The organism is Mesorhizobium opportunistum WSM2075 (genome assembly GCF_000176035.2).
GTDB classification, from domain to species: Bacteria; Pseudomonadota; Alphaproteobacteria; order Rhizobiales; family Rhizobiaceae; genus Mesorhizobium; species Mesorhizobium opportunistum.
Genome location: NC_015675.1, coordinates 2,907,045 through 2,919,583, shown reverse-complemented (window position 1 = coordinate 2,919,583; position 12,539 = coordinate 2,907,045). Strand labels below are relative to the sequence as shown.

Annotated in this window: 14 protein-coding genes; 4 read left to right on the top strand and 10 right to left on the bottom strand. The window is 63.3% G+C overall.

What is annotated here, in order from left to right:
- Positions 1–7: 7 nt before the first annotated feature.
- Positions 8–1,033, top strand: coding sequence for a proline racemase family protein (locus MESOP_RS13980; RefSeq protein WP_013893963.1), 1,026 nt, complete (start codon positions 8–10; stop codon positions 1,031–1,033).
- A gap of 50 nt (positions 1,034–1,083) precedes the next feature.
- Here MESOP_RS13980 and MESOP_RS13975 read toward each other — a convergent pair whose 3' ends face one another.
- The 5 genes from MESOP_RS13975 to MESOP_RS13955 are packed head-to-tail and all read right to left on the bottom strand — an operon-like array spanning position 1,084 to position 5,311.
- Positions 1,084–1,884 (bottom strand): LamB/YcsF family protein, encoded by an 801-nt coding sequence (locus MESOP_RS13975; protein WP_049802454.1) that lies wholly within the window; start codon positions 1,882–1,884, stop codon positions 1,084–1,086.
- Between the two features lie 11 nt (positions 1,885–1,895).
- Positions 1,896–2,291, bottom strand: coding sequence for a biotin attachment protein (locus MESOP_RS13970; RefSeq protein WP_013893961.1), 396 nt, complete (start codon positions 2,289–2,291; stop codon positions 1,896–1,898).
- Entirely contained in the window at positions 2,281–3,654 is a 1,374-nt protein-coding gene (accC, locus tag MESOP_RS13965) for an acetyl-CoA carboxylase biotin carboxylase subunit (protein WP_013893960.1), read from the bottom strand. The genes MESOP_RS13970 and accC overlap by 11 nt, the downstream gene beginning before the upstream one ends.
- A 5-nt stretch (positions 3,655–3,659) precedes the next feature.
- Positions 3,660–4,100: an acetyl-CoA carboxylase biotin carboxyl carrier protein gene (locus MESOP_RS13960; RefSeq protein ID WP_013893959.1), complete on the bottom strand. Its 441-nt coding sequence runs from the start codon at positions 4,098–4,100 to the stop codon at positions 3,660–3,662.
- Positions 4,101–4,108: 8 nt separating this feature from the next.
- Entirely contained in the window at positions 4,109–5,311 is a 1,203-nt protein-coding gene (locus MESOP_RS13955; RefSeq protein ID WP_013893958.1) for a pyridoxal phosphate-dependent aminotransferase, read from the bottom strand.
- Positions 5,312–5,494: 183 nt separating this feature from the next.
- Between MESOP_RS13955 and MESOP_RS13950 the strand changes: the two genes are divergently transcribed.
- Both MESOP_RS13950 and MESOP_RS13945 read left to right on the top strand, forming a co-directional pair.
- Positions 5,495–6,673, top strand: coding sequence for an NAD(P)/FAD-dependent oxidoreductase (locus MESOP_RS13950; RefSeq protein WP_013893957.1), 1,179 nt, complete (start codon positions 5,495–5,497; stop codon positions 6,671–6,673).
- A gap of 106 nt (positions 6,674–6,779) precedes the next feature.
- Positions 6,780–7,433: a GntR family transcriptional regulator gene (locus tag MESOP_RS13945; RefSeq protein ID WP_013525162.1), complete on the top strand. Its 654-nt coding sequence runs from the start codon at positions 6,780–6,782 to the stop codon at positions 7,431–7,433.
- A 55-nt stretch (positions 7,434–7,488) separates the two neighbouring features.
- Here the strand turns inward: MESOP_RS13945 and MESOP_RS13940 are convergent, their stop codons facing one another.
- The 5 genes from MESOP_RS13940 to MESOP_RS13920 all read right to left on the bottom strand — a co-directional run bounded on the left by MESOP_RS13940 (position 7,489) and on the right by MESOP_RS13920 (position 11,474).
- The gene (locus MESOP_RS13940) at positions 7,489–7,938 is read right to left on the bottom strand and encodes a VOC family protein (RefSeq protein WP_013893956.1); all 450 of its coding nucleotides are present in this window, start codon (positions 7,936–7,938) and stop codon (positions 7,489–7,491) included.
- A gap of 6 nt (positions 7,939–7,944) precedes the next feature.
- The gene (locus MESOP_RS13935; protein ID WP_013893955.1) at positions 7,945–8,724 is read right to left on the bottom strand and encodes an SDR family NAD(P)-dependent oxidoreductase; all 780 of its coding nucleotides are present in this window, start codon (positions 8,722–8,724) and stop codon (positions 7,945–7,947) included.
- Between the two features lie 97 nt (positions 8,725–8,821).
- Positions 8,822–10,300, bottom strand: a complete 1,479-nt coding sequence (locus MESOP_RS13930) for an aldehyde dehydrogenase (RefSeq protein WP_013893954.1) — start codon at positions 10,298–10,300, stop codon at positions 8,822–8,824.
- A gap of 8 nt (positions 10,301–10,308) precedes the next feature.
- Positions 10,309–10,896 (bottom strand): thiamine pyrophosphate-dependent enzyme, encoded by a 588-nt coding sequence (locus MESOP_RS13925; RefSeq protein ID WP_013893953.1) that lies wholly within the window; start codon positions 10,894–10,896, stop codon positions 10,309–10,311.
- A gap of 5 nt (positions 10,897–10,901) precedes the next feature.
- A complete protein-coding gene (locus MESOP_RS13920; RefSeq protein ID WP_013893952.1) occupies positions 10,902–11,474 on the bottom strand; it encodes a thiamine pyrophosphate-binding protein in 573 nt (190 codons plus the stop codon).
- A 100-nt stretch (positions 11,475–11,574) separates the two neighbouring features.
- On the opposite strand from MESOP_RS13920, the gene MESOP_RS13915 reads away from it, so the two are divergent.
- The gene (locus tag MESOP_RS13915; RefSeq protein WP_013893951.1) at positions 11,575–12,510 is read left to right on the top strand and encodes a LysR family transcriptional regulator; all 936 of its coding nucleotides are present in this window, start codon (positions 11,575–11,577) and stop codon (positions 12,508–12,510) included.
- Positions 12,511–12,539 lie beyond the last annotated feature (29 nt).

Sequence of the window (12,539 nt, the reverse complement as noted above, 5' to 3'; positions counted from 1 at the left end):
AGAAAAAATGCGCTGGTCAAGAACATTCACGGTCGTCGGCTGCCATGCCGAGGGCGAGGTCGGCAATGTGATCACCGGCGGCGTCATGGACGTGCCCGGCAAGACCATGTTCGAAAAGAAAGAATATCTCCAGGAGCATATGGATGACATACGCGGGCTCGTCCTCTTCGAGCCGCGCGGCGCGCCCTACGTCAACGCCAACATCATCCTGCCGCCCTGCGATCGCTCGGCCGACCTCGGCTATGTGATCCTCGAAAGCACTGAATACCCGCCCATGTCGGGCTCCAACACCATCTGCGTCGCCACCGTGGCGCTGGAGACGGGCATGGTGCCTATGAAGGAACCCGAGACGCGGCTGCGCATGGAGGCACCCGCAGGCATGATCGAGGTGCGCTGCCTCTGCGAGAATGGCAAGGTGAAGCAGGTGGAGTTCACCAATGTGCCGGCTTTCGCAGTCCACCTCGACACGCCAGTCGAAGTCGAGGGGCTTGGCACGATCACCGTCGACACCTCCTATGGCGGCATGACTTTCGCCCATGTCAATGCGCGCGCACTAGGGTTCGCTGTCAAACCCGACGAGGCACACCAGATGTCGCTGATCGGCCAACGCATCAAGAAAGCCGTCAACGAGCAGCTCGTTGTCGTGCATCCGGAGAACCCGAAGATCCGCGATGTGTCCAACGTGATTTTCGAAGGTCCGATCGAGCGCGTCGACGGGCGCGTGGAAAGCATCAACGGCACGGTATGCCTGCATGGCAGGCTCGACCGCTCGCCGACAGGCACCGGCACCACCGGGCGACTGGCGGTGATGTCGGCAAAGGGCCAGATCGCCAAAGGCGAGCTGTTCCGCAACAGGTCGATCATCGGGACCCATTTCGATTCCCGCGTGATCGCCAATGCGCACGTCGGCGACCGCGACGCGGTCGTGGTCACCATCGCTGGACAAGCCTGGATCACCAGTATTGGCCAATATGGCCTCGACCCGACAGACCCTTATCCACGCGGCCATCGCCTCAGCGACGTCTGGTTCTGAAACGGACGCGGCCGTGCCCTCGGCGCGGCCGCGTAACCGTTCGGCCGTGCTCAGGCAGCGAACGCTCGGACCCTGACACCGTTCGCTTCCAGCCGTCTCCTGACATGCGCGGCGATGGCGACGGCCGCTGGCGTGTCGCTGTGGACGCAGATTGAATCGATCGGCGTCTGCAGCAACTGCCCGGAAAGCGTCTCGATGGCGCCTTGCTTGACCATCCGCACGACCCGTTCAGCAGCCTTCTCGGCATCGTGGATGACGGCGCCCTCCAGCTTGCGCGATACAAGAAACCCTTCCTCCGTATAGGCGCGGTCGGCGAAGATTTCGGACCTGACCGCCAGGCCAGCGTCACGCGCGATCCTGTCCTGGAAGCCGAGCGCAATGGCCAGGCAGATCAGGCCGGGATCGACCGCCTTGACCGCGCGCGTCACCGCTTCGGCGACGCCACGATCGGTCTGGGTAAGATTGCCCAGCGCGCCATGAGCCTTGACGTAGCGGATCGGGTGGCCGGCATAGGCGGAGAGCGCCTGTGCCGCGCCGATCTGGTAGGCGACCAGCCTTTCGATCTCATCCATGGAATGCGGGATGACGCGGCGTCCGAACCCCCACAGATCGGCGAAGCTCGGATGCGCGCCAACGGCGACGCCCTTGTCGCGCGCCATCGAGAACGTGGCCGCCATGATCTCGGGGTCACCGGCATGAAAGCCGCAGGCCACATTGGCGGAGCTGACGATGTCGAGGATAGCCGCATCGTCGCCGAGCCTGTAGGCTCCAAAACCCTCGCCCATGTCGGAATTGATATCGACCTGCAATCCTTCGGCCGCCACGGCGCTTTCCTCAGTGGTTCGAACCATCGCCTTTGCCTTCACACCAGTTCGTAGAGCGGCGTGCCGTAACCGACGACCGCTCCGTCCTTGATCAGTGCCGCGCCCAGCACGCCGTCTGCCGGCGCGAGCACGGCCTTCAGGCATGGGCCGACCTGCAGGACGCCGACCGTCTCGCCCTTGCGGACCGTCTGGCCAGGTCCGGCAACAGGGTGGCCGGTCGTTGGATGATCGATACGGAACACGCCGACTCCGGGCGCACGCACGCCCTTGAAGACCGTTTCGGGCACCGGCGCTTCGGCCGCAGCCGCAGGTGTTTCGGCAACAACGGCCTGCATATGCAGCCGCAGCGAAAAGCCGGCCTCCGACACTTCGATCTCGCCTATGCCGGCGCTTGCACACCAGGCGGTCAGCCTTTCGATCTCCTCAATCGTCATCGCCGCCTCGTCCCTGGAGCAGGCCGCCTTCAATGAGATGTTCGAGATGATGGATATCGAAGCCTCCGGCGGCGAAGCCGGGCTCCTCCATCAGGATACCGTGCAGCGGCGCATTGGTGGCGATGCCGACTGCCTCCATCTCGCCCAGCGCCCCGCGCATGCGCCCGATAGCCTCGGCCCGCGTCGCGCCATGCGCCAGGAGCTTCGCCACCAGCGAATCGTAGTGCGGCGGCACGGTGTAGCCTGAGTAGAGATGCGATTCGACGCGGATACCGGGACCGCCGGGCGGCGTCCAGCGCTCGACCCGGCCCGGATGCGGCCGAAAGCTGTATGGATCTTCAGCGTTGATGCGGCATTCCACGGCGTGGCCCTGAATGCGGATGTCTTCCTGGCTGAACGACAGCGGCTCGCCCCGGGCGATGCGGATCTGTTCGCGCACGATATCGATACCGGTGACGAGCTCGGTGACGGGATGCTCCACCTGCACGCGGGTGTTCATCTCGATGAAAGAGAAGCGCCCGTCCTCGTAGAGGAATTCGAACGTGCCGGCACCTGTATAGCCGATGGTCAGACATGCGCGGGCACAGAGGTCGCCGATTTCGCCAATCGCCTCGCGGGCGATGCCGGGCGCCGGCGCCTCCTCGATGATCTTCTGGTGGCGGCGCTGCATGGAGCAATCCCGCTCGCCGAGCCAGACAGCCCTACCGTGCTTGTCCGCCAGAATCTGGATCTCGATATGGCGCGGCTGCTCGAGAAATTTTTCCAGATAGACTTGCGGGTTGCCGAAGGCCCGGTCCGCCTCTTTCACCGCCATGGAAACGGCTTCCATCAGAGCCTGCTCATCGCGAACGATACGCATGCCGCGCCCGCCCCCGCCACCCGCTGCCTTGACGATGACCGGATAGCCGATGGCCTCTGCAATGGCGCGCACCTCTTGCTCATCCTGCGGCAGCGCGCCCTCCGAGCCCGCAACGCAGGGAACGCCGGCGGCTATCATCGTGCGCTTGGCGGAGACCTTGTCTCCCATGGTGCGGATCGCCGTCGCGGATGGCCCGACGAAGATGAGGCCGGCGTTTTCGACAGCCTCGGCGAAGGCGGCGTTCTCGGAAAGGAAACCATAGCCCGGATGGATCGCGCCCGCGCCGGTGAGTTGCGCAGCCGCGATGATCTCGGCGATGTTGAGATAGCTCTCCGTCGCGGCAGCCGGTCCGATGCAGATGGCCTTGTCCGCCAGTGCGACATGGCGAAGGCTTGCATCGGCCTCCGAGTGCGCCGCCACCGTTTTCAATCCGAGATCGCGGCAGGCGCGCAGGACGCGCAGCGCGATTTCACCGCGGTTGGCGATAAGGACGGTATCGAACATCGCCCTCAGCCCTCATCTTCCAGCACGAACAGCACGTCGCCGGACTGCACCGCTGCATGGTCGTTGAACGCGATCTGGACGATGCGCCCAGCGCGATCGGATTCCACGACATTGAACGTCTTCATGGCTTCGAGGACGCCGATTTTCTGCCCCTCCGCGACCACATCGCCAACGGCAACCAGCGGCGGTTCGCCTTCGGTGCCGGAGCAGTAGAACACGCCCGTCAGCGGCGCGCGGATCGAATGGCGTGCGATGGGCAGAGATGTCGACGTCTGATCTGGGGAACGGACCGTTACGTCAGGTCCAGGCTGCACCTGCGACGCGGATTGCGCCGACGCCGTAGGCCTGAACATGCGGACGCGAACGCCGTCGCGCTCGATCTCCAGTTCGGCAATGGGCGAGCGCGAGACAAATTCGATCAGCTTCTGGACGAACTCAAGATCCATCGCCGGCCCTACCGCAGCGCTTCGACGGCCTCGGCGATGCGCCCAATCGCTTTTTCGATCAGGTCCATCGACGTGGCTATGGAAATGCGGAAATGCGGAGACAGGCCGTAGGCAGAGCCCTGCACCACCGCGACTCGTGCCTGATCGAGTAGGTAGAGCGAGAAGTCGTCGTCGCTGCCGATGGGAGTGCCGTCGGGGCGGCGACGGCCGATCAGGCCCGAGCAGTTGGGATAGAGATAGAAGGCGCCCTCGGGCGTCTGGCAGGTGAGGCCGGGAATCTTGCGCAGCAGTTCCAGAGCGCGGTCGCGCCGAGCCTGGAATTCGAGCGCCCGAGGGCGAAGAAAGTCCTGGGGACCTTCCAGAGCGGCAATGGTCGCGGCCTGCGAGATGGATGACGGGTTCGACGTGCTTTGGCTCTGCACGGTCGCCATGGCGCGGATCAGCGCTTCCGGCCCGCCGGCATAGCCGATCCGCCAGCCGGTCATGGCATAGGCCTTCGATACCCCGTTCACTGTGAGCGTACGGTCCTTCAGCCGCGGCTCGACGCCGGCGATGGTATGGAAGGTACGTCCATCGAACAGGATATGCTCGTAGATGTCATCGGTCAGCACGTGGACGTGGCGCTGGTCGAGCAGCACTTCGGCCAGGCCAGCGAGTTCGTCGCGGCTGTAGACGGCGCCTGTCGGGTTGGAAGGCGTGTTGAGCAGAAGCCACTTGGTGCGCCCGGTGATCGCAGCTCGCAGGGCTTGCGGCGTCAATTTGAAGCCCTGCGCCTCCGTGCAGGGAACGACCACGGGCTTTCCTTCGCCGAGCAGGACGATATCGGTGTAGGAAACCCAATAGGGCGCTGGGACAACCACCTCGTCACCCGGGGCCAGCGTTGCCAGCAGGGCGTTGTAGATGATCTGCTTGGCGCCCCCCGCGACGCTGATTTGCGAAGGCTTGTAGTCGAGGCCGTTCTCGCGCCTGAATTTTTCGGCCACCGCCTTCTTCAGCGCGGTGGTGCCGTCGACCGCCGTATAGCGCGTCTCGCCCCTGCGCATCGCCTCGTAGGCCGCCTCGACGATGTGCGGAGGCGTGGGAAAATCCGGCTCGCCGGCGCTCAGGCTGATAACGTCGATGCCGGCCGAGCGCATTTCGATTGCCCGCGCGGTGACCGCCATGCTCGGACTTGGCTTGATGACGTCGAGACGGGGAGCGATGAGGCCCACGGAACAATCCTCGGCATGTAAGATATTTGCTACAGATTGGATAATGTATTCTGATTTTCGCGTCAAACCCCTTTTTCTGCGTCTAAGACCGGGGTATGTCTCATCCTGGAGGTGGGTCGATAGAGGAAAGTATCCAATCCTTGGTCGCCACGGATGATATTCGAAATAGGGAACACGATTGGAATGGGCACAAACTATGATGTGGTGATCGTTGGCGGAGGCGTTGTCGGCAGCTCGATCGCCTACTTCCTGTCAACCAACCCGGATTTCGACGGCAGGATCGCGGTGATCGAGCGGGACCCCTACTACACGGCCTCCTCGTCTTCCTTGTCGACCAGCGCCATCCGCCAGCAGTTCGGCACGGCGCCCAACATCGCGATGTCGAAGTTCAGCATCGACTTCCTGCGCCAGGTGAAGACGCGGCTAGCAATTGGCGACGAGTTGGCCGACATCGGCCTGCATGAGCCCGGTTATCTGGTGCTGGCGACGCCCGAGCGGGCCGACGCGCAGCGTGCCAAGAACCGCGTTCAGCGCAGCATGGGCGTCGACGCCGAACTGATCGAGCAGGTCGATCTGGCGCAACGCTTCCCGTGGCTCAACACGGACGATCTCGCGCTTGGCTCGCTTGGCCTTGGCAGCGAAGGCTGGTTCGACGGTCCTGGCCTGATGCAAGCATTCCGTCGCAAGGCGCGCACACAGGGCGTGGACTATCTTGCCGCGACAGTGACCGGACTGACCATGGCATCTTCCGGCAAGGTGGGTGAAGTGCTGCTGGACAATGGCGACCGGCTTGCCGCCGGCACGGTGATCAACGCGGCCGGGCCATGGAGCGCGGGCATTGCCAGGATGGCCGGCGCCGAACTGCCGGTCGTCCCGAGCAAGCGCTGCGTCTTCGTCTTCGAAACGCCGACAAGGATCGAAAACTGCCCCTTCATCTTCGACACAAGCGGCCTCTGGCTGCGGCCGGAAGGTCAGCTCTTCCTGTGCGGTGTTCCGCCGGTGCGCGAGAACGAGCCGGACGATTTTGGACTGGATGTGGACTACGACCTGTTCGACGAGTTGATCTGGCCGGCGCTGGCCCATCGTGTGCCCGGCTTCGAGCAATTGCGCATGCTGCGCGCCTGGGCGGGACTCTACGAGTACAACACCTTCGACCACAGCGGAATCATCGGCCGGCATCCTGAGGTCTCGAACTTCGTCCTGGCCACCGGCTTCAGCGGCCACGGCATGATGCATGCGGCGGCGACCGGGTCGGGCGTCAGCGACCTCATTGCCTACGGCGAGTACCGCTCCATCGACCTTTCGGCCTTCCGCTACGAACGGATCGCCAGCAATAAGCCTATCGAGGAACATGTCTACTGAAGCGAAACGGGCGACATGGCATCGCAGTGACAACGGTGCTATGCGTCCACTTCTTCAATCAAAACGGCGCCAGTCGACAAACAAGGCGGCCGCCCCAGGCTGATTCATGCTCGTACAGAAGAAAACCATCTCGACCCAGGTCGCCGATGCCATCAGGCAGAAGATCCTGATCGGCGAATACGAGGCCAACTTCCAGCTGCGGCAGGAACATCTGGCCACCGAGTTCGGCGTCAGCCGAATTCCGGTGCGAGAGGCGCTGCATCAGCTTCATTCGGAAGGCTTCGTCACGCTGGTTTCCCACAAGGGCGCCGTCGTCACCTCCATTTCCCTGGACGAGATCCTCGAGCTCTACGAATTGCGGGCCCGGATCGAAACATGGCTACTGGCCCTGGCCATTCCAAGGATGACGGAGGCCGACCTCGCGCTGGCCCGCGAGCGCGCAAAACAGCATCAGGAGCAGGGCAAGACCGGCGAGTACTCGAACCAGCTCAACTGGAATTTCCACGCCGCGCTCTACCAGCCGTCCGGCCGCAAGGCGACGATCGAACTGGTGGGGCGCATCTACCAGCAGCTGGAACGCTACACACGCATGATGGTGACGCTAACCGAGATCCAGGCCCAGTCCGACCGCGACCACTGGCAACTCATCGACCTGTGCGAAGCCAAGGATACGCTGCGCGCCGTCGGCCTGTTGGAAATGCATATCATCACCAGCGGCAAATTCCTGGTCGACCGGCTTCAGGAATTGCGGGGAAGCTGACGGCCCCGTCGTTCCTGGGCCTCATCGACCTCCCCAATCCTTTGCGTTGGTGGAATCATTTGCCAGGCAGATTGGTCGCCCGCGTCAGCAGGATCACGCCTGCCTTTTCGGCTGTGTCGTAGTAGGTGAAGCCGGTGCGGTTTTCCCGGCGCCCGCGCATCAGCACGGAAAGCCCGTCGGTTTTCGCCTTGGCTTCGGCTGCATCCGCATCGCGGACCTCAAAGCCGATATGGAATACGCCTTCACCCTTGGTATCGAGATGGATGCGCTGCAGTGAGGGATCATGGCTCGGCTGGCAGAGCTGCAGCTGGACGTTCGGCAGGTTGCAGATCCGGTATTGCATGGCATGGAAACCCTTCGGACTTGGGACCTCGAGTTCTTCGTACTCCGCCAGCGGCGGATAGGATTCCCATGGCCCAATGCCGATGGAGTCGTAATAGGCCTGGGCCTTGTCGATATCGTGCACGACGATGCAGAGATGATGCAGCTTGTCGAAGTTACCCATATTCTCTCACTCCTTGATCGGGACCGTATAGTTGAGAACGCGGCGCCCCCCGTCGGGGTAGATCGTCTCGCCGGTGATGTAGGAAGCGTCGTCGCTGGCCAGGAACGCCACGACCGAGGCGATCTCGGCTGCCGTGCCGAGGCGACCGAGCGGTGTGCGCGAAAGAACCGCCCGTCGCATTTCTTCCGAATCGATGAATGTCCCGTCCATGACCATGTCCGTGGCGATGGTGCCCGGGCCGACACCGACCACGCGGATGCCGTGGGGAGCGAAGGCAACAGCCGCGGTACTGGTGACCTGGTTCATGCCGCCCTTGGAGATCGCGTAGGTGGCGACGCGTGGATTGGCGAGGCCTGAATTGATCGATGACATGTTGATGATGACACCGCCTCCACCCTGCGCAATCATCTGGCGGGCTGCGGCCTGGGTGCCCGTGAACGCGCCCTTCAGATTGACGGCGAGAACTCTGTCGTAGTCCGCCTCTGTGATGTCGAGAAAGTCCTGGACCGGAGCGATGCCGGCGTTGTTGACCATGATGTCGACACGGCCAAACTTCGCCACCGCCGCCGCAACCAGCCCATCGACCTGCTCCTTCTTGCTGACATCCGTAACGACCGCCAGGACGCTGTCGGCGGTGCCGATTTCCGCGGCACATTTTCTCAGTTCCGTCGCATCGATGTCGCCAAGCACGAGCTTCGCGCCCTCGGCCAGAAACCGTTCCGCGCAAGCGCGTCCGATGCCGCGCGCCGCGCCTGTGACAACAGCCACCTTTCCTGCCTGTCTCATGTCCAATCCCTCGATCATTATAAGTCGACCCCCGTCTCAGTGAGCGGTGTGCCGAGCTTGGCCACGGATAAGGATAATTCTCCCACCGAAGCCTACCCTATCGGATCACGAAGGGATTGGCGGTCTTGCCCGCCGTATCTATCCACACCGTCTTGGTCTGCAGATAGGCATTGATGGCCTCCTGCCCGCTCTCGCGACCGATACCGCTCCTCTTGTAGCCGCCGAAGGGCGCCATATAGGAGACGGCGCGGTATGAATTGATCCAGACCATTCCCGCTTCCATCACGGCCGCGCCGCGCAGCGCCCGGCCCATGTCGCTGGTCCATATCCCGGCCGCCAGCCCATAGGGGCTGTCATTGGCAATGGCGAAGGCCTCGTCCTCGTCGTCAAAGGGGATGACGGACAGGATCGGCCCGAACACCTCCTCACGCGCGATCCGCATGGTGTTGTTCACGCCGGTGAAGATGGTCGGCTCGACGAACCAGCCCTCGGCCAGTTCACTGGACGCAGGCTTGCCGCCACCGAGCACGCATAGTGCGCCCTCGCGGCGTGCTATGCCGAGATAGGACAGCACCTTCTCGCGCTGGGCTTGCGTGGTGATCGGCCCCACCTGCGTCTCGGCCAGAGCGGGATTGCCCAATCGAGCACTGGCCGCCAGCGTTATGACGCCCTCCACGAACCGGTCATGGATCTTGCGATGCACCAGCAGGCGCGAACCCGCGATGCAGGTCTGGCCGCCGGCAGCGAAAATGCCTGAGATCGCGCCGTTGACCGCGCTCTCGATATCGGCGTCGTCAAAGACGATGTTGGCCGATTTGCCGCCAAGCTCCAGCGTGACGGTCTTGAGCTGGTCGGCAGCCGCTCGATAGACTGCGATCCCGCCGGGCTCACCGCCGGTGAAGGCTATCTTGGCGACGTCGGGGTGGGCAACGAGCGGCACGCCGACATCGAGCGGCATGCCGGTAACGGTGTTGACCACGCCTGGCGGGAACCCAGCGTGCGCAAACAGTTTCACGAACTCCAGCGTCGAGGCCGATGCGTGTTCGGACGGTTTGATGACGACGGTGTTGCCGGCCGCCAGCAGCGGCGCTAGCTTCCAGGTCAGAAGCAAAAGCGGCGAATTCCAGGGCACGATGGCTGCAATGACACCCAGCGGCTCGTGGCGGGTGAAGGCGAACATGCCAGCCTTGTCGATCGGCAGCACCGCCCCTTCGATCTTGTCGGCAAGACCGCCGAAATAGCGGAACCATTCCGGGATATAGCGCAGCTGCGCCGTCATTTCGGTGAGCAGCTTGCCATTGTCGCGCGTCTCGATGGCGGCAATGCGCTCCGCGCTGTCGGCGATCAGGTCGGCCATTCGCACGAGCAGCTTGCCACGCGCAGTGGCGGTGATGCCGGCCCATTCCTTCGACCGGAATGCCGCCTTGGCGGACGCCACGGCAGCGTCCACCTGGGCTGCTCCCCCACGCGGGATCAGCGCCCAGGGCCTGCCGGTGAACGGATCATGGCTCTCGAATGTATCGGCTGTCGATTGCAGCCGACCGCCGACCGTGTTCTGGAAACTGACCAGCGCCATATCGGTCCTCAACAAGTGGCAAAGCCCAGATGAGCGCGAAAGCGGTTCTTGACCTCGACCGCGTCGCGCGGTGGCAGCGAGCGCGGCAGGTTCTCGGCGGTGATTTTCAGCACGAAAAGGCGTGGACCTTCGGCCGGGCGACGCAGCTCTTCACACAGCGTGTCGACCTCCTCCAGCGAGCGCAACTCGGCGGTTTTCGAAAACCCGCAAGCGGCCGCGACCTTGTCGAAACCGATGCCGCGACCGGTATGGCTCGACTGCATGCCCGTCTCGCCGAAATGCTGGTTGTCGAGCACGATCAGGTCGAGATTGCTGGGCCGCGCCACCGAAATCGTCGCCAGCGAGCCGAACGCCATGAGCTGTTCGCCGTCACCGGTAATCACCATGACCCGCTTGTCGGGCTGGGCCTGGGCAAGCCCGAGACCGATCAGTGCAGCACCCCCCATGGCGCCCCAGAGATAGTAGTTGTCGTTGCGGTCACCGGCGGCGTGCACGTCGTAGGTCGGCGAGCCGAGACCGGTCACGACCAATGCGCCGTCGCGGGCGTCAAGGAGTTTCTTCACCGCAACCCGGCGGTCCAGTGTCGGTAAATTCATCTCATTCACCACTTCTTCTTGCCGAGCAGGCGCTGCCCGATCAGCACCGCGATCTGTTGATCGGCGTCAAAAGCCATCAGGGCTGCCTGAGCCACCGTCTCCACGAGGTCTGGACCAGTCTCGGCGCGCAGCACCTTGAGGCCGATCGATTTCAGCGAGGCTTCCGTCGCCTGCCCCATCGGCACCTGCCAGGGGTTGAACTCGGCCCATTCGCCTCTCATCGTCACCAGAACGAGCAAGGGGAAGCGTGCCTGCACGGGAAGCGACAGCATGTTTATACAGTTGCCGACCCCTGACGATTGCATGAGCACGACGCTCCGCTTGCCGCCGAGCCAGGAGCCGGCGGCGACGGCGATGCCCTCTTCTTCCGTCGTCAGCACGTTGGCGACGACCTCGGGATCCGCGCTGAAGCGTCGGATCAGGGTCGTATGTCCAGCATCGGGCACATAAGACATGTGGCTGATGCCGGCAGCCTTGAGCACATCATAGACCTGATCTGGCCACTGCTTTTCAGACGCCGCCGGAGCGGCCCCAGGCGTTGCTGTTTCCGGATGTTTTGCTTCTACGCTCGCCGTCACGTTGGAACTCCGAGATTTGGATTGGCATCAGGTTATCTCGGCTATCCGATCTAATCGTCGTCTCTTTCTTGTGATCAGATATAATGATATTTGATAGCTTATGGAGTTGTCGCAACTGCGTACGCTGATCCACGTCGCCGAACTCGGGAGCCTGAGCAAGGCTGCCGATCGGCTACACATCGCGCAGCCTGCCCTCAGCCGGCAGGTGCGCATGCTGGAGGAGGAACTGGGCTTTGCCCTGTTCGTGCGCCACGGCCGCGGCATGGTGCTGTCTGAGCAGGGCAAGCAGGTGCTGACGCACGCCATGCGCGTGATGGCAGAGATCGATGAGATCCGTGCCACGGCCACGCCAGCCGACGCGCCGCTCACCGGTGAAGTGGCGATCGGTCTGCCACCCACCGTCGCGGACATTATTTCGCTGCCGCTGGCTGCCGCCTTCGCCAAGAACCATCCCAAGGCGAAGCTGAGGCTTGTCAGCGCCTACACCGGCTATTTGCTCGACTGGATGCACCGAGGCGAGGTGGACGTCGCCGTGCTGTACGACCCGCGCATGGCGCGTTCGTTGCGCTCGCGCCCGTTGCTTCTGGAAAATCTCTTCCTGATTGGGCCGCCTGATGCGGGGTTTTCAACCGTGCGCGCGGTATCGTTCGCCTCGCTTGCCGGCAAGCGCCTGCTGCTGCCCAGCATCAAGCACGGTCTGCGCATCATCGTAGAACGCTGTGCCACGGATGCCGGCATCACGCTCGATGTCGGCATCGAGGCGGATTCCTACGCCGCGCTGAAGGACCTAGTGCGCAACGGCCATGGCTGGACGATCCTGCCGCTCGCTCCTATCCATGCCGATGTAACCGCGGGGCTGCTCACCGCCGCGCCGCTGATCGATCCCGTGCCGGTGCGCCGCCTGATCCTTGCATATCCGGCAGACCGACCTGCCTCTCGGCTGGCGCGGTTTGCCGGACAAGCAATAGAGGACATCGCCAAGGACCTCGTAGGGCGGGCGATCTGGGTTGGCCAACTCCTCGGCCCCTCGCTGTAAGCATTCGAATTCCGTTATGTCTGCTCACG